18 protein-coding genes are annotated in these 16066 nt (G+C 70.2%); 11 read left to right on the forward strand and 7 right to left on the reverse strand.

Translation table 11 applies throughout. The features are described 5' to 3' along the window. Window positions 1-435 precede the first annotated feature (435 nt). The 3 genes from ACFIMZ_RS23115 to ACFIMZ_RS23125 all read right to left on the reverse strand — a co-directional run bounded on the left by ACFIMZ_RS23115 (window position 436) and on the right by ACFIMZ_RS23125 (window position 3077). Window positions 436-1806, reverse strand: coding sequence for an ATP-binding protein (locus tag ACFIMZ_RS23115; RefSeq protein WP_431824630.1), 1371 nt, complete (start codon window positions 1804-1806; stop codon window positions 436-438). After that, on the reverse strand, window positions 1803-2465 hold the full coding sequence (locus ACFIMZ_RS23120; protein WP_431824631.1) for a response regulator: 663 nt from the start codon (window positions 2463-2465) through the stop codon (window positions 1803-1805). Before ACFIMZ_RS23120 ends, ACFIMZ_RS23115 begins: the two co-directional genes overlap by 4 nt. A gap of 93 nt (window positions 2466-2558) precedes the next feature. Then, window positions 2559-3077, reverse strand: coding sequence for a PDDEXK nuclease domain-containing protein (locus tag ACFIMZ_RS23125; RefSeq protein ID WP_431824632.1), 519 nt, complete (start codon window positions 3075-3077; stop codon window positions 2559-2561). A 90-nt stretch (window positions 3078-3167) separates the two neighbouring features. Between ACFIMZ_RS23125 and ACFIMZ_RS23130 the strand changes: the two genes are divergently transcribed. From ACFIMZ_RS23130 to ACFIMZ_RS23150, 5 genes are all read left to right on the forward strand, one after another. Further along, window positions 3168-3521 carry a NirD/YgiW/YdeI family stress tolerance protein gene (locus tag ACFIMZ_RS23130; RefSeq protein ID WP_431824633.1) on the forward strand — a complete coding sequence of 118 codons (354 nt, stop codon included), beginning with the start codon at window positions 3168-3170 and terminating at the stop codon, window positions 3519-3521. A gap of 55 nt (window positions 3522-3576) precedes the next feature. Next, window positions 3577-4437: a MurR/RpiR family transcriptional regulator gene (locus ACFIMZ_RS23135; RefSeq protein ID WP_431824634.1), complete on the forward strand. Its 861-nt coding sequence runs from the start codon at window positions 3577-3579 to the stop codon at window positions 4435-4437. Between the two features lie 113 nt (window positions 4438-4550). Continuing rightward, on the forward strand, window positions 4551-5411 hold the full coding sequence (locus ACFIMZ_RS23140) for an isocitrate lyase/PEP mutase family protein (RefSeq protein ID WP_431824635.1): 861 nt from the start codon (window positions 4551-4553) through the stop codon (window positions 5409-5411). A 334-nt stretch (window positions 5412-5745) separates the two neighbouring features. Continuing rightward, window positions 5746-6012, forward strand: a complete 267-nt coding sequence (locus tag ACFIMZ_RS23145; protein ID WP_029226212.1) for a YodC family protein — start codon at window positions 5746-5748, stop codon at window positions 6010-6012. A gap of 115 nt (window positions 6013-6127) precedes the next feature. Continuing rightward, the gene (locus ACFIMZ_RS23150; RefSeq protein WP_431824636.1) at window positions 6128-7306 is read left to right on the forward strand and encodes a cytochrome P450; all 1179 of its coding nucleotides are present in this window, start codon (window positions 6128-6130) and stop codon (window positions 7304-7306) included. Window positions 7307-7327: 21 nt separating this feature from the next. Here the strand turns inward: ACFIMZ_RS23150 and ACFIMZ_RS23155 are convergent, their stop codons facing one another. Together ACFIMZ_RS23155 and ACFIMZ_RS23160 are read right to left on the reverse strand one after the other, a co-directional pair. Continuing rightward, window positions 7328-7654 carry a superinfection immunity protein gene (locus ACFIMZ_RS23155; protein ID WP_431824637.1) on the reverse strand — a complete coding sequence of 109 codons (327 nt, stop codon included), beginning with the start codon at window positions 7652-7654 and terminating at the stop codon, window positions 7328-7330. Window positions 7655-7744: 90 nt separating this feature from the next. After that, entirely contained in the window at window positions 7745-8164 is a 420-nt protein-coding gene (locus tag ACFIMZ_RS23160) for a rhodanese-like domain-containing protein (RefSeq protein WP_431824638.1), read from the reverse strand. A 106-nt stretch (window positions 8165-8270) separates the two neighbouring features. On the opposite strand from ACFIMZ_RS23160, the gene ftrA reads away from it, so the two are divergent. Continuing rightward, window positions 8271-9239 carry a transcriptional regulator FtrA gene (ftrA, locus tag ACFIMZ_RS23165; protein WP_431824639.1) on the forward strand — a complete coding sequence of 323 codons (969 nt, stop codon included), beginning with the start codon at window positions 8271-8273 and terminating at the stop codon, window positions 9237-9239. Between the two features lie 4 nt (window positions 9240-9243). On the opposite strand, the gene ACFIMZ_RS23170 is transcribed toward ftrA, so the two are convergent. Beyond that, a complete protein-coding gene (locus ACFIMZ_RS23170) occupies window positions 9244-10104 on the reverse strand; it encodes a DUF1460 domain-containing protein (RefSeq protein ID WP_431824640.1) in 861 nt (286 codons plus the stop codon). A 325-nt stretch (window positions 10105-10429) separates the two neighbouring features. On the opposite strand from ACFIMZ_RS23170, the gene ACFIMZ_RS23175 reads away from it, so the two are divergent. From ACFIMZ_RS23175 to ACFIMZ_RS23195, 5 genes are all read left to right on the forward strand, one after another. Next, entirely contained in the window at window positions 10430-11458 is a 1029-nt protein-coding gene (locus tag ACFIMZ_RS23175; RefSeq protein WP_431825343.1) for an NAD(P)H-dependent flavin oxidoreductase, read from the forward strand. Between the two features lie 78 nt (window positions 11459-11536). Next, entirely contained in the window at window positions 11537-12991 is a 1455-nt protein-coding gene (locus ACFIMZ_RS23180) for a M20 family metallopeptidase (protein WP_431824641.1), read from the forward strand. Between the two features lie 21 nt (window positions 12992-13012). After that, the gene (locus ACFIMZ_RS23185) at window positions 13013-14119 is read left to right on the forward strand and encodes a malate/lactate/ureidoglycolate dehydrogenase (RefSeq protein ID WP_431825344.1); all 1107 of its coding nucleotides are present in this window, start codon (window positions 13013-13015) and stop codon (window positions 14117-14119) included. Beyond that, window positions 14116-14502, forward strand: coding sequence for a TfoX/Sxy family protein (locus ACFIMZ_RS23190; protein ID WP_431824642.1), 387 nt, complete (start codon window positions 14116-14118; stop codon window positions 14500-14502). The genes ACFIMZ_RS23185 and ACFIMZ_RS23190 overlap by 4 nt, the downstream gene beginning before the upstream one ends. 173 nt (window positions 14503-14675) lie before the next feature. After that, window positions 14676-15254: an NnrU family protein gene (locus tag ACFIMZ_RS23195; RefSeq protein WP_431824643.1), complete on the forward strand. Its 579-nt coding sequence runs from the start codon at window positions 14676-14678 to the stop codon at window positions 15252-15254. A 45-nt stretch (window positions 15255-15299) separates the two neighbouring features. On the opposite strand, the gene ACFIMZ_RS23200 is transcribed toward ACFIMZ_RS23195, so the two are convergent. Then, window positions 15300-16037, reverse strand: coding sequence for a sulfite exporter TauE/SafE family protein (locus ACFIMZ_RS23200; RefSeq protein WP_431824644.1), 738 nt, complete (start codon window positions 16035-16037; stop codon window positions 15300-15302). Between the last annotated feature and the right edge of the window lie 29 nt (window positions 16038-16066).

Here is a 16066-nt window from a genome sequence, read left to right on the forward strand (position 1 = left end):
AGGGTGCCGCTTTGCGTGTGTCGCGCGAAGCCGGCGCCCGCCGGTCTCATGCGGCACGCTCGATCTTGAGGCGTCGCGCGCGCGGGCGTCAAGCCGCCGGCGCGCCGCGGTGCCGCATCCGTGACGCGCAACGTGTTTCGCTGCGCGATCAAAGGGTTATCGCAGGCTTGCGCAGGATATCCACAAGCTTGCCAACAAAAACTGTGGGTAAATGGCGCGATGCGGCGCGCGCACCGGAAGCGGCATTGGCAGGCGGCGCGCGGAACGGGCATGGTGCGGGCGGCGAAACAATCGCACGCGGCGCGCCGCTTTCGCGCGCCCGCCCTGCATCACGCATGCCAAAGCCCGCCGGATCAAGGGCTTAGCGCGATGATGCGCAGGATATCCACAAGCTTGCCAACAAAATCTGTGGACAAGCCGGGCATCGCGACGGCTTCAGGCTGGTGCATTGAAGCGCACCGTAACGGTGAGCCCGTGGCCGCCCGCGCTCGTGCCGAGCGCGACCGTCGCGCGATGCTGCTCGGCGATCCGCTTGACGATCGACAGGCCGAGCCCGCTGCCCGACGACGTCGCCGCCTGCGCGCCGGCGCCGCGATAGAACCGCTCCCACACGTCCGCGCGCTCCGCTTCCGGAATGCCGGGGCCGTCGTCCGACACTTCGAGCACGGGCGTCGCGCCGTCGACGCGCGCGCTCACGTCGATGCACGCACCGTCGCCGGCATAGCGGATCGCGTTGTCGACGAGATTGTTCAGCAGCACGCGCAACGTATCGGCGTTGCCGGCGACCGTGACGGGCGACGTGCCGATCGCGCCGAGGTCGACGCGATGCGCGTCGGCGACGCGCGCGCGATCCGCGACCACGGCGCGGCATAGCGCGGCGAGATCGACCGGCGCGAGGGCCGCCGTCTGCGCGTCCGGCTCGAGGCGCGCGAGCGTGAGCAGCTGTTCGGCGAGATGGCCGAGCCGTGTCGTCCCGGCGTGGATCTGCGCGAGGATGCGCTCGCGTTCGTCGGGCGTCGCCGCGCGACGCAGCAACTGCGACTGGATCGACAGGCCCATGATCGGCGTGCGCAGCTCGTGCGCGGCGTCGGCGATGAAATGGCGCTGCAGCGTGAACGAGCGGTCGAGGCGGGCGAGCAGGTCGTTGATCGCTTCGGCGAGCGGACGCACTTCGTTCGGCATCGACGCGACGTCCACCGGTTCGAGATTGTTCGCATTGCGGCGCTTGAGGCCGGCGGCGATCAGGCGCAGCGGCCGCAGCCCCGCGCCGATGCCGAACCACAGCCCGATCGCCAGCACGGGCAGCATCGACAGCACCGGCCACAGCAGATGCACGGCGATGCCGGCGATCGCTTCCCAGCGCGCGTGGCGCGCCTGCGCGACGCGAATCGTCGTGCCGCCGCGTTCGGTCACGTAGGTGCGCCACGACTGGCCGCCGACGTCGACGCTCGCGATGCCCGTCTGCGCCGGCGGCGGCAGCGTCAAATCGCGGTCGGTCGAATAGACGAGCGCGCCGTTGCGCCACACCTGCAGCAGCACCGCGTCGGGATCGTCGACCTTGAAGCCGTGCTTGCCGCCGGCGTCGCTGCTGAACGACAGCTCGCCGCTCGGGCCGACGACGATTTGTTTCGTCATGCTGCGCATCTGGTCGTCGAGCAGGTCGTCGAGTTCGCGCAGCGCGCCCCAGTAGGTGCCCGCGCTCGCGAGCAGGCCGATCACGCAGGCGGCGGGCAGCAGCCAGAACAGCAGGCGCCGCCGCAGCGATGCGCCGCGCCAGCGCATGAGCGCGCGTCGCAGGCCCGTCATGCCGCGTCACCGATCCGGTAGCCGACGCCGCGCACCGTGCGGATCATGTCGTGACCGAGCTTCTTGCGCAGGTTGTGGATATGCACCTGCACCGCGTTGCTTTCGATTTCCTCGCCCCAGCTGTACAGGCGCTCCTCGAACTGCTCGCGGGAAATCACCGCGCCCGGCTCGCGCATCAGCTCGTGCAGCAGCACGAATTCCTTCGGCGACAGCGTCACTTCGGCGTCGTCGAGCCAGACCTGATGCTTGACGGGATCGAGCCGCAGCGGGCCGACCGCGAGCGTGGTCTGCGCGCGCCCGGCGTGACGCCGGTTGACCGCGCGGATGCGCGCGAGCAGCTCCTCGAGCGCGAACGGCTTCACGAGGTAATCGTCGGCGCCGCTGTCGAGTCCGGCGATGCGGTCGGACAGGCCGTCGCGCGCGGTGATGACGATCGCCGGCAGGTTCTCGTCGCGGCGGCGCAGCGCGGCGAGCACCGACAGGCCGTCGCGGTTGGGCAGGCCGAGGTCGAGCAGCAGCAGGCCGTAGCCGGTCGTGCGCAGTGCGAGCGACGCGGCGTCGCCGTCCTTCACCCAGTCGACCGCGAAGCCTTCCTGCTTCAGACCCTGTTCGAGCCCGCTGCCGATCAGCGGATCGTCTTCGACGAGCAGTACGCGCATGGGTTCGTGTTTCTCCGTGAGGGCGCAAGGCCGCGCCCGATGCGCCCATGATAAGCGCGTGCGGCTTAGGGGGAGCTTAAGCGGGGTGCGCCGTCATTCGGCGGCCGGCAGATCCGGGCCCGGTTCGGCCTCGATCCGGTCGATCGACGGCAAGCCCGATTCGAGCGATGCCGGGATTTGTCGGAGGCGTTGAGATTCGGCGACGCCCATCGGATTGGCCATGCCGCGCAGCGCATATTCGGCGACGGGGCGATTCTTTTCCCGGCAAGGCAGCAGGCCGATCGTCGGCTGATCTTGTGGCGCGCTCAACCGGGCATCGACCGCGGACAGATAGAAGTTGAGCTGGCCGGCATAGTCGGGCTGAAAGGGCGTCGCCTCGAGTTCGACCACGACGTAGCGGCGCGGCTTCAGGTGATGGAACAACAGGTCGATGAAGAATTCGTCGCCGCCGACCTCGAGCAGGAACCGCGTGATATTCCAGGATGTCGCAGACCGATCTGCCAGTACAGCGTGACAAGCTCGCGGTTCGCGCTTGCGGCGGCGCGTTGCCGTGCGTGCTCCGCGCGCGGCCCAGGAGATTCGTCCTCGTCCAATGCGACGCCACGCTTTCACAACCTTCAGCTTTGCTTAATCTTACGTTCCGTAATCTGCGGGCGTCGCGTTCATCGGGAACGTGGCGTCAACAAGAAGAGGAACGACATCATGAAGCAACTGGCCAGAATCCTGACGATCGCGCTCGCCGCACTGCCGGCCGCCGTTTACGCGCAGTACACGGGGCCGTCCGCACTGACGACCACCACCGTGAAAGACCTGCTCGCGAACGGCAAGGACGATCAGCACGTGCAGCTGCAGGGCCGCATCGTCAAGCACGCCGGCGGCGAGGACTACGAGTTCGCCGATGCGACCGGCACGATCCGCGTCGAGATCGACGACAAGCTGTGGGCCGGCGGCCAGCCCGTCAGCGACAAGAGCGAAGTGAAGCTGACCGGCGAATTCGAGCGCAAGTGGTCGGGCCGCGTGAAGGTCGACGCCGACCGGATCGACGTGGTGCGCTGACGGGCGCGTGCGGGGCCGGTGATACCATGAGCGACCGGTTCCCGCTCCCACCAAGATGGCCGCCAATTTCGACGAACTCGCGTCCCGGATCCGGACGCAATTTTCCGAGCTGAGCCCGCAATTCCAGGCGGGCGCGGCATTTCTGCTCGACCATCCCGACGAAGTCGCGGTGTCGTCGATGCGCAAGGTCGCGCAGCGCGCGCAGGTGCAGCCCGCGTCGCTCGTGCGGCTCGCGCAGCAATTCGGGTTTCCCGGCTGGAACGAGTTGCGCGACCTGTGCGTCGCGCGCGTGCGCACGCGCCCCGAGCCGCTGACGCAGCGCGCGCGCTCGCTCGTGCGGCCCGACGCGAAGGCGTCGCTCGCGCACGACCTGCTCGCCGCGCAGCAGCACAACCTCGCCGCGACCGCCGCGCAGAACGCGCAGGCGCTTGCCGAAGCGGCGAAGCTGATCCGCAAGGCGCCGCACGTGCACGTCGCGGGATTCCGCTCGTGCTATCCGGTCGCGTTCGGGCTCGTGTACGGCTACCGGCTGTTCCGGCCGACCGTGTCGCTGCTCGCCGGCGTCGCCGGCTCGCTCGAAATGGAACTGCGCTCGATCGCGAAGCACAGCGCGACCGTGATCGTCAGCTTCGCGCCGTACTCGGCGGAGGCGACGCGCGTCGCGCAGGCCGCGAAGGAGCAGGGCAGCCGGATCGTCGCGATCACCGACAGCGCGGTGTCGCCGATCGCGCTGCATGCCGATGCGCAACTGATCTTCACGCACGACAGCCCGTCGTTCTTCCCGTCGCTCGTCGCCGCCCATGCGCTCGCCGAAGCGCTCGTCGCGCAGCTGCTGGCGCTCGAAGGCAGCGACGCGATCGCCGCGCTCGAGCGCGCGGAAGCCGAACTGCACGCGAAGGGCGCCTACGTGGTCTGATGGATCGCGAAGCGCGGCCGCCCGCTTCGCGCACCCACATTTCAGCGCACGCCGTATCGTCGCTGCACGCCACGCGCGTATGCTGGGGCCTCCCCATTCCGACGGAGCCCGCGATGACCCATCCTGACCTTCAGTCCCGCCACGCGCACGCATTCCGCGCGCTGCATGCGCAGCCCGGCGCGTTCATCCTGCCGAATCCGTGGGACGCCGGCACCGCGCGCCTGCTCGCGATGGCCGGCTTCCGCGCGCTGGCGACGACGAGCGCCGGCTACGCCTATGCGCGCGGCCTGCCGGACAACGCGGTCGGCCGCGACGCGATGCTGGCGCATATCGCCGAGATCGCCGCGGCAGGCGGCTTGCCGGTGAGCGCCGACCTCGAGAACGGCTTCGGCGACGCGCCGGACACGGTCGCCGAGACGATCCGGCTCGCTGCCGGGGCCGGCGCGGTCGGCGGCTCGATCGAGGACGCGACGGGCCGTCCCGACGCGCCGATCTATCCGCACGACGCGGCGGTCGAGCGCATCGCGGCGGCGGTCGCCGCGGCGCGCGCGCTGCCGTTTCCGTTCACGCTGACCGCGCGTTGCGAGAACTACCTGCACGGCCGGCGCGACCTGGCCGACACGATCGCGCGCCTGGTCGCCTATCGCGACGCGGGCGCCGACGTGCTGTACGCGCCGGGCCTGACCGATCCCGACGAGATCGCCGAGCTCACGCGCGCGGTCGACGCGCCGGTCAACGTCGTGATGGGGCTGCAGGGCGTGTCGCTCAGCGTCGATGCGCTCGCGGCGCTCGGCGTGAAGCGCGTGAGCGTGGGCAGCGCGCTGGCGCGGGCCGCGCTCGGCGCCTTCCTGCGCGGCGCGACGGAAATGATGCGGGACGGCACGTTTTTGTTCGCGAATGCGGCGATACCGTCGCGCCAGCTCGATCATTGGTTCGCCGCGGAGAATAATCTGCCGCTATCGTTCGAAAACTGACGCCGAAATAAAGCCTGGGATCGTTTCCAGCCGAAATTCCGATTGACGTTAATCAATCGTGACGGATTTCGATTAAATTACCGTTCGCCAACAGGGGGGGATGCCGAAATCAAGACCCCCTGTCTTTTCGATCGCGATTTATAAGCGGATGCTGTAAATTCCCACCGATCATTCCGGGAAATCGTCCATCTGACGGGCGTTTGCGGGATGCATTTTGTATTTTTTTCGCACGTGGCAGTTGCCGGTTTTTATTGTGATTGATAGTCTTCATGGCGACGTAAAAATACCGGCGGAAGGGCGCCGGAAAATGAATATATAAATTTCTGAGAGAGCCATGACGATCCGAGATATGCACCGTACCCGGTTTCGCGTCGGCGATGTCGTGACGTTGAAAACCGGCGGGCCGCGCATGACGGTGATTTATGCAGGCCCGGTCGTGTTTGACGACGCCGACTGGTTGATTTGCCAGTGGTTCGACGACAGCGGGCACTTCCGGCAGGAGATGTTCCATCACGAGACGGTCGTGCCGGAGCCGCGCGCGATTTCGGCCGGCCGGGTGCGCGTGCGGATGCAGGCGCAGCGCTACCGGTCCGCCGCATAACGCGCACCAGGGCGGTTCGCGCAGTCGGCGGCCCGGCGAGGGAGCGTCGCCGGCTGCATCGACGTTTCACGCCGGCCGGAAACATGCGGCGCGCGGCCGGGCCGATACTGCGTGCATGAACCCGACCGATCCGATTGCCGCGGTCACGCACCGCGATCCCTATCCGTACTATGCAGCGCTCGTCGACGGGCCGCCGCTCGCGTTCGACGCCACGCTCGGCCTGTGGGTGGCGAGCCGCGCCGCGACCGTGAGCGCCGTGCTTGGCCACCCGGCGTGCCGGGTCCGGCCGCTCGCCGCGCCGGTGCCGCCCGCGTTGCGCGGCACGACGGCGGGCGAGCTGTTCGGCCAGCTGATCCGCATGAACGATGGCGCGCTGCGGCACGACGCGCCGAAACGGGCGATGCAGGCGGCGCTCGCGTCGGTCGACGCGGGCGCGTTGCGCCGCCGCACGGCCACGCTCGCCGCGCGGCGCTGGCCGGCGCACGCGGCGCCCGATGCGCTGAATGCGTGGTGCATGACGGTGCCGGTATGCGCGGTGGCCGATCTGCTCGGTTTCGACGACGCGCGGCTCGACGACGTTGCCGCGTGGGTGGCCGACTTCGTCGCCGCGCTGTCGCCGCTGTCGACGGCGGCGCAACTGGCCGGTGCAAGCGACGCGGCCGCGCGGCTGCTCGACCGGATGACGGCACTCGTCGCCGCGACGCGCGCGGACGACGGCAGCCTGGTTGCGGCGGTGCAATGCGCCGCAGGCGAGGCCGGCTGGCACGCGAGCGGCGCGCTGATTGCGAATCTGGTCGGGCTGCTGTCGCAGACGTGCGAGGCGACGGCCGCGTGGCTCGGCAACACGGTGGTCGCATGGCTCGATCCGGCCAAGCGTCCCGCCGGCGAACCTCCGGCGACGGACGACGCGACGCTCGATGCGTTTGTCGCGGAAGTCGCGCGCTTCGACGCGCCGGTGCAGAACACGCGCCGCTTCGTCGCGGCGCGCACGACGCTGGACGGCGTGACCGTCGACGCGGGCGACGCGATCCTGGTCGTGCTCGCGGCGGCGAACCGCGATCCGGCCGCGCAGCGCGATCCGCACCGTTTCGTGCCGGGCCGGCCGCCGGGGCCCGCGTTCGGCTTCGGCGCGGGGCCGCACGGCTGTCCCGGCGAGCGGATCGCGCGGGCGGTGACGGTGGGGGCGGTCGGGGCGCTGTTGCGCGGCGGCGGCTTGCCGCCGGGCGATGCGCCGGGCTGGCGCTACCGCGACTCGACCAACGTCAGGATGCCGAAGTTCGAGGCGGCGCGATGAGAAAACGACAGGGGATGAGGCTCAGCGGCAACCCTGCTTCTGCGCCCATTCCTCCTGGGCGGCGACGCGGCGCTGCACGCGTTCGATCAGGCCGGTCGAGAAGGTGCGCATGCTGATGCCGCGGCGCTGGGCGAGGATCGTCTGCGCGACGTCGGCCTTCGGATTCGGCTGGCAGGCCCAGTACAGGGTCATCAGCCAGCCGATGCCGGTCCACGCGAACAGCGCGTTGAACAGCGCGACCGTCAGCTTGTCGTGGCGGCGGCGCCGGTCGGCGATGATCGCCGGGAGAAAATAGAGCGCGATCGCGGCGACTGAGCCGGCGACTTGAATCAGGACTTCGGTCTGCATGTTGCTGCTCCATCCGGACTGCAATGGGACCGATTGTCGCGCTTTTCCCGTTGACGTGCAGACAATTGATTGTTGCGTTTTTGGATTCGATCAGGCGGCCGGATGGTCTGCCGGGCCGGCTTCGTTACACAACGCGAAACCTTCGTCGTGCCAGCCGGTGACGCCGCCGATCATCAGCTTGACCGGCCGGCCGAGCCGCGCGAGGCGGATCGCGGCGCGGGCGGCGCCGTTGCAGTGCGGCCCGGCGCAGTAGACGACGAACAGCGTCTCGGCCGGGTAGCCGGCGAGCTTGCCCGCGACGATCTTGCGATGCGGCAGGTTGCGGGCGCCGGGCACGTGGCCGGCGGCGAACAGGTCGGGACCGCGGACGTCGAGCAGCACGAAATCGGGCGCGCCGGACGCGAGCGCGTCGTGAACGTCCCAGCAATCGGTCTCGAAGCGCAGCGACGCTTCGAAATGTGCGAGGGCGGCAGGGCTGTCGGCGGCGGGAACGTCGGTGACGTAGGACATGCGAGGTTTCTCCAGGTGGCGATGCGCAATGAACGTGGGGCCAGTATCGCGGTTCGGCGCAGCGCGCGGCAGTGGCGCGATCGACAAGTTCCGGTAACATCGCGCCATGCAAAACCATCTCGTCGTCGCGCTCGCCTACGATCGCCTCTGCACATTCGAATTCGGCTGCGTGGTCGAACTGTTCGCGCTCGAACGCCCGGAGCTGGGCGTCGACTGGTATCGCTTCGCGGTGTGCGCGAGCGAGCCGGGCCCCGTGCGCGCGGCCGGCGGCATCACGGTCGCCGCGCCGTACCGGCTCGCGATGCTCGATCGCGCGGACACGATCGTGATCCCCGGCTGGCGCGATCCGGACGAACTGCCGCCCGAACCGCTGCTGAAGAAACTGCGCGCCGCGCATCGGCGCGGCGCGCGCCTCTGCTCGATCTGTTCCGGCGTGTTCGTGCTGGCCGCGGCGGGCGTGCTCGACGGCCTGACCGCGACCACCCACTGGCGCTACGCGGAGCGCCTGCAGGCGCGCTATCCGGCGTTGCGCGTGAATCCGGACGCGCTGTACGTCGACGAAGGGCAGGTCATCACGTCGGCCGGATCGGCGGCGGGGCTCGACATGCTGCTGCATCTCGTGCGCCGCGACCACGGCGGCGCGATCGCCAATCGCGTCGCGCAGCGTCTCGTGCTGCCGCCGCATCGCGACGGCGGGCAGGCGCAGTTCGTGCCGCGTCCGGTGGCGCCGGGCGGCAGCGACCGGCTCGCCAGGCTGATCGACTGGATGCGCGCGCACGCGGCGCAGCCGCATACGCTCGCGTCGCTCGCCGCGCAGGCCGCGATGAGCCCGCGCACGCTGCAGCGGCAGTTCGCCGATGCGACCGGGATGTCGCCGGTCGCGTGGCTGGTCCGCGAGCGCGTGAACGTCGCGAAGGACCTGCTCGAGGCGAATCCGGCGCTGCCGCTCGCGCAGGTCGCGGCGCGCGCGGGCTTCGGGTCGGAGGAGTCGCTGCGCCGGCATTTCCGGCGCATCGCGGCGACGAGTCCCGCCGCGTACCGGCGCAGCATGGATCGTGGCGTGACGGCGCGCTGACGTCTCACGCGCGCGGTCGCAGCACCACGATGCCCGGCGTGTTCTTCACGTACGCGAGAAACGGCGAATCGACGACTTTCATGTTGGCCCTTTTCGACGACGCATTGCGCAGCATCGGCCCGTCGCGCGTTTCGACGAAGAAGCCGACGTGCGTGACGTCGAGGCCGTCCGCCTTCGCGTAGATGCCGATGAAGTCGCCGGTCCGAAGCCGGCTGACGACGTAGTCGTCGACGAATTCGCTCGGGATATGCACGACGTCGCGCCGGACGACCGGCAATCCCGGCAGGTACGCGCCGCCGTCGGCTTTCCGGTTGAGCTGCTTCGTGACCGTGGCGGCGCGAGCGCTGATCGACGCGGTCACGTCGTCGGCCAGCACCTGCGGCGTGGCGGCCCAGTCCGTGAAGAAATGACGGCGGTGCCGGAAGCCGATGTCGCCGTTCACGTAGCGCGTGCGCACGAGCCGGCTCGCGTAATCGGTTCTCGTCGTCGCCGTCCTCGCGGCCTCGACATAGTCGAGATAGGTGAAGCAATCGAGTCCGCTGAAGTCGATCACCAGGCGTTCCGGCGTGGTTGCCGATCCCTCGAGCATGCCGTCGCGATAAGGTGTGCCAATGAATTCGCGGGAAAGCGCTTCGACGAGCCGGCCGGCATCGCCGTCCCGATGCGCCGTGCGTATCGCCAGCAACGCGTCGAGCTTGCCCGAGGTCGCTTCGTTCAGGTTCGCCAGCGCGGCTTGTTGCCGCGTCGTCGTTTCATCCGGCTGCGGCAAGGACGAAACGGACGGGTCTGGGCCGCAGCCGGCCAAGGCCAGGGTCAGCGCCAACACGAGCGGCGCCAGTTTTCCGAGCGTCATTTCAATCGTCATGAGCGGGTTCGTTCCGAAAGGTGCGGTTCATCGGGGGCGGTCGCCGGATGCGGCCGCGCTGCACGATATTGAATGGACGAACGAGCCGCGAGAATTCTCAAGAAAATTTGAATTCACCCGGGTGCCGCGCCGGCTTTGCGGGCTGCGCAAACACCGCCAGCGCCGAATTGCCCCGCGGCGTATCATCGTGCGTTCCTTGACCGCGATTCCGATTTCACCCATGAACATCGTCGATTCCGCTGCTCCCGGCCACGACACGCGCACCGCGTTCGGCGCGCCGCTGCCTTCCCCGCTGCCTTCGCGCTTGCCGCTGGTTCAGGCGCCGATGGTCGGTTCCTTCAGCCCGCTCGCGATCGCCGTCTGCGAAGCGGGCGGGCTCGGCTCGCTGGCCTGCGCGGCGCTCGGCCCGCAGCAGCTGCGCGACGAGATCGCGGCGATCCGCGCGCACACGCCGGCGCCGTTCAACGTCAATTTCTTCTGTCATACGCCGCCCGCGCCGGATGACGCGGTGGACGCGCGCTGGCGCGCGGCGCTCGCGGGCTACTACGCCGAGGCAGGACTCGATCCGTCAACGGGGAAGGGCGGGCCCGGGCGCGCGCCGTTCGACGATGCGATGTGCGCGGTCGTCGAGGACTTGCGGCCGGCCGTCGTGAGCTTCCATTTCGGCCTGCCGGAGGCGACGCTGCTCGAGCGGGTGCGGCGCACGGGCGCGCGGGTCGTCTCGTCCGCGACGACCGTCGAGGAAGCGCGCTGGCTCGACGCGCGCGGCGTCGACGCGATCATCGCGCAAGGCGCCGAGGCGGGCGGCCATCGCGGGATGTTCCTGACCGATGACATCCACGGGCAGCCGGGCCTGTTCGCGTTGCTGCCGCAGATCGTCGATGCGGTGCGCGCGCCGGTGATCGCGGCGGGTGCGGTCGCCGACGGCCGCGGCATCGCGGCCGCGTTCGCGCTCGGCGCGCGCGCGGTGCAGATCGGCACCGGCTACCTGCTGACGGCGCAGGCCGGCCGCTCGGCGCAGCATCGCGCGGCGGTGCGCGCGGCGCGCGACGACGGCACGCGCATGACCAACCTGTATACCGGCCGCCCCGCGCGCGGCCTGCTGACCCGCTTCATGCGCGAGCAGGGGCCGATGAGCGCGCTCGCGCCCGCGTTTCCGCTCGCGACGGCCGCCGTCGATCCGCTGCGCCAGGCGTTCGAGCGGCAGGGCCGCGACGACTTCTCGCTGCTGTGGGCGGGCGAGGCCGCGGCGCTTGCGCGCGACGAGGACGCGGGTGGGCTGACGCGCCGCCTGTGGGACGATGCGCTGGCCTGCGCGGCGGGGCTTCGCGCCGCGTTTCCGCAGACCGACTGAGCGGCGCGGAAAGGGGCGCGGGCAGGAGGTCATCGGCGTATCATCTGGGTTTTCGTCAGCCCGATCCAGGCACCCGCCATGACCTCCGTCGACACTACCCCCGTCCTCGACCATGACAAGCTCGTCACCTTCATCGAGCGCAAGTGGAACGATGAAATCCTCCATGCGCTGACCGACTACATCGCGATTCCCGCGAAAAGTCCCGCATTCGATCCCGACTGGGCAACGCGCGGCTATCTCGAGCGCGTCGTCACCGATGCCGCCCAATGGGCCGAGCGCCAGCCGGTCAAGGGCCTGAAGCTCGAGATCGTGCGCCTGCCCGGCCGCACGCCGGTGATCTTCTTCGAGACGCCCGCGACGCGCTCGGGCAGCACCGACACGATCCTGTTGTACGGCCACCTCGACAAGCAGCCCGAATTCGACGGCTGGCGCGCGGATCTCGGCCCGTGGACGCCGAAGCTCGAGAACGGCAAGTTGTACGGCCGCGGCGGCGCGGACGACGGCTATGCGATCTACGCGAGCCTCGCGGCGCTCGGCGCGCTCGACGAGCAGGGCGTCGAGCGGCCGCGCTGCGTCGGCCTGATCGAGACCTGCGAGGAGTCGGGCAGCTACGACCTGCTGCCGTACGTCGACGCGCTGCGCGACCGGCTTGGGCAGGTGTCGCTCGTCGTGTGCCTCGATTCCGGCGCCGGCAACTACGACCAGATGTGGCTCACGACGTCGCTGCGCGGGCTCGTGTCCGGCGACCTGCAGGTCGAGGTGCTCGAAGAGGGCGTGCATTCGGGCGTGTTCGGCGGCATCGCGCCGTCGAGCTTCCGCGTGATGCGCCAGCTGTTCGAACGGCTCGAGGACGCGAAGAACGGCAACCTGCTGCCGGGCGCGTTCCATTGCGAGATTCCCGCGAGCCGCCTGCGCGAAGCGGAGGCGACCGCCGCGATTCTCGGCGACACGGTGTGGAAGGGGCTGCCGTGGGCGTGCGGCGCGGACGGCAAGCCGGTGCTGCCGACCACGACCGACCCGCGCGAGGCGCTGCTCAACTCGACGTGGCGGCCGTCGCTGTCGGTGACGGGCGCAGCGGGCATGCCGGCGCTCGCCGACGCGGGCAACGTGCTGCGCCCGCGCACCGCGTTCAAGCTGTCGCTGCGCCTGCCGCCGCTCGTCGATGCCGCGCAGGCCGTGCAGCAGCTGAAGGAGCTGCTCGAAGTCGACCCGCCGTACAACGCGAAGGTCACGTTCAAGCCCGACGCGGGCGCGGCGACCGGCTGGGCGGCGCCCGATGTCGCGCCGTGGCTGGCGGCGTCGCTCGACGCCGCGTCGCGCCGCCACTTCGGCGCGGACTGCGCGTACATGGGCCTCGGCGGCACGATCCCGCTGATGAACGTGCTGCAGGAAGGCTTCCCGGCCGCGCAGTTCATGGTGTGCGGCGTGCTCGGGCCGAAGTCGAACGCACATGGCCCGAACGAGTTCCTGCACGTGCCGTACGCGAAGAAGCTGACCGCGGCGGTGGCCGACGTGATCGCCACCGCGCGCTGACCACGAGGAGACGCGCCGATGATCGAGCCGCTGCCGCCCGAAACCGACCGGCTGCGCGTGCGCGCCGAACCGCTGCACGCGTTCGTCGCCGCGATCTGGGCGCGGGCGGGCAGCAGCGAGCGCGAGGCGCGTCTCGTCGCCGATCACCTGGTCGGCGCGAACCTCGCGGGCCACGATTCGCACGGGGTCGGCATGATCCCGAACTACGTCGCGTCGTGGCGCGAAGGGCAGCTGCAGTTGAACCGCCATGCGGCGCTCGTCCGCGACGCGGGCGCGGTGCTGACGCTCGACGGCGGACGCGGCTTCGGCCAGGTGATCGCGTTCGAAGCGATGGTCGAAGGGATCGAGCGCGCGCGGCGGATGGGCATCTGCGCGGTCGGCCTGCGCGACGTCCATCACCTCGGCCGCATCGGCCACTGGGCCGAGCAGTGCGCGCGCGCGGGCCTCGTGTCGTTCCACTTCGTCAACGTGCCGGGCGACCTGCTGGTCGCGCCGCTGCATGGCGCCGATCCGCGCTTCGGCACGAATCCGTTCTGCGCCGCGTATCCGCGCACCGGCAAGCCGCCGCTCGTGCTCGATTTCGCGACGAGCGCGATCGCGTACGGCAAGACGCGCGTCGCCTACAACCAGCGCAAGCGCGTGCCCGCCGGTTCGCTGATCGACCATCGCGGCCGGCCGACCGACGATCCGGCCGTGATGCACGAGCAGCCGTTCGGCGCGCTGCTGCCGTTCGGCCTGCACAAGGGCTATGCGCTCGCGGCGATGTGCGAGATCTTCGGCGGCGCGCTCGTCGGCGGGCATACGACGCACGACGGCACGCTGCAGAAGACGAGTGCGATCGTCAACGGCATGCTGTCGGTGCTGATCGATCCGAACGCGTTCGATGCGGCCGACGCCGAGCGCGAGGCCGACGCGTTCGTCGCGTGGGCGAAGGCGTCGCCGCAGGCGGGCGGCGAGCCGGTGCGGATGCCCGGCGAACCGGAAGAGGCGAGCCGCGCCGCGCGCGGCGCCGACGGCATTCCGGTCGATCGCGCGACGTGGCGGCAGATTCGCGACAGCGCGGCGGCGGTCGGGTTCGCCGACGCGGAGCTCGACGCGTGGACGCGGCGCTGCACGGAGCACGCGTGAGCTGGCAGGCGGAGAAGGCGCACGGCGACGAGATCGCCTGTCGGCTCGGAGCGCTCGGCGCGGTCGAGGTCGCGCGATTCTTCAGCGGCGCGGCGTTGCGGATCGACGGCGTGATGGTCGGGTTCATGTCGCGCGGGTCGCTGTTCCTGCGCGTCGACGACGTGAGCCGGCCCGCCTTCGTCGCGGCCGGGATGAGGCCGTTTTCCTATTCGGGACGCACGCGCACGGTCAATCTCGAGGGGTATTACGAAACGCCGGCCGACGTGCTCGAGGATGCGGGCGCGCTGTTCGACTGGTGCCGCGGCGCGTATCGGGCCGCGTTGCTGGCGGGGCCGCCGAAGCGCATGACGAAGCGCGGCGCGGCGGCGTCGCGCGCGCGGTAGTTATTCTCCTGTCACTTTCCTGTCTCCAACCGGCGAACGGTGTTGCCGTGACGACGGACAGGGGTGGTAGCTTGCCGCACCGCGCACGCTTCACAACGGCCGGCCCGGCGTTTATGATCGGCGCGTTTGTCCTGACGCACGCTTCCCCACTCACGTCCAGACGGAGACAGCCGATGCTCGTCCTGATTCTCGGTTTAGTGATCTTTCTTGGTGTGCATTCGATCCGCATCGTCGCGGACGGCTGGCGGTCCGCGCAGATCGCGCGGCTTGGCGAAAAAGGCTGGAAAGGAGGCTATGCGATCGCGTCGATCGTCGGCTTCGTGCTGATCGTCTGGGGCTACGGGCTCGCGCGCGCCGGCGCCAGCTTCCTGTGGGTGCCGCCGGTCGGCGTGCGGCACCTGACCGGCGTGCTGACCGCGCTCGCGTTCGTGCTGATCGCGGCGGCGTATGTGCCGGGCAACCGCATCAAGGGGCTCGTGGGGCACCCGATGCTGGCCGGCGTGATGGTGTGGGCCATCGCGCACCTGCTCGCGAACGGCACGCTGCACGCGGTCGTGCTGTTCGGCGCGTTCTTCGCCTGGTCGCTGGTCGACTTCCTCGCATCGCGTGCGCGCGATCGCCGCGACGGCGTGCGCTATCCGGCGGGCAACACGCCCCGCAACGTGGTCACCGTTGCCGCCGGGCTCGTGGCCTGGGCCGTGTTCGCGCTGTTCCTGCACGGCTGGCTGATCGGCGTGCGGCCGTTCGGCTGACCGGGCGGGGCGCGGCATACGCGGCGCGCGTCGCGCCAGCGGCCGTCACAGCGGCCTGACGAACAGCCCGATGGTCAGCGCGACGCCGATGCACACGATGCCGATCCGCAGCACCCGCTCGTTGACGCGGTGCAGCGCCCACGACCCGCACAGCCCGCCGACGACGGCGCCGCCGCCGAGCGCGAGCGCGGCGGGCCAGTGCAGGTGCGGCGAGGTCAGGAACAGCACGACCGCCGACGCGTTCATCACGCCCGCGAGCGCGTTCTTGGTCGAGGCCGCGTGACGCGGCGACAGGCCCGCCATCGTCAGCGCCGCCATCATCAGGAAGCCGATGCCCCCGCCGAAATAGCCGCCATAGATCGCGATCGCGAACTGCGCGACGGCGGTCGTGACGGGGCCGAGATGGACCGTCTCCTCGCTCGGCTTGCGCAGGAAGCTGCCCCACGCGAACACGGCTGTCGCGAACAGTACGAGCCACGGCACGAGCCGCGAGAAGATCGACGACGGCGTCTTCAGCAGCAGCAGGCCGCCGAGCGCGCCGCCGACGATGCTGATCAGGAACAGCGCGCGAAACGGCAACTGGCCCGCGCCGCGCACGTGGTGGCGGCTGGCCCAGCCGGTCGTCACCTGCGCGGGAAAGAGCGCGACCGTCGACGTGATGTTGGCGGAGAGCGGCGACAGGCCCGACACGATCAGCGCGGGCAGCGTGACGAACGAGCCGCCGCCCGCGAGGGAGTTCTGCAGGCCGGCCCAGAGGCCGGCGAGGATGACGAGGGTGAGCATCGGTGCGGGAGCGGAAGGTTGGCCTGGGT

The organism is Burkholderia sp. F1, from assembly GCF_050813845.1.
Taxonomy (GTDB): Bacteria; Pseudomonadota; Gammaproteobacteria; order Burkholderiales; family Burkholderiaceae; genus Burkholderia; species Burkholderia ubonensis.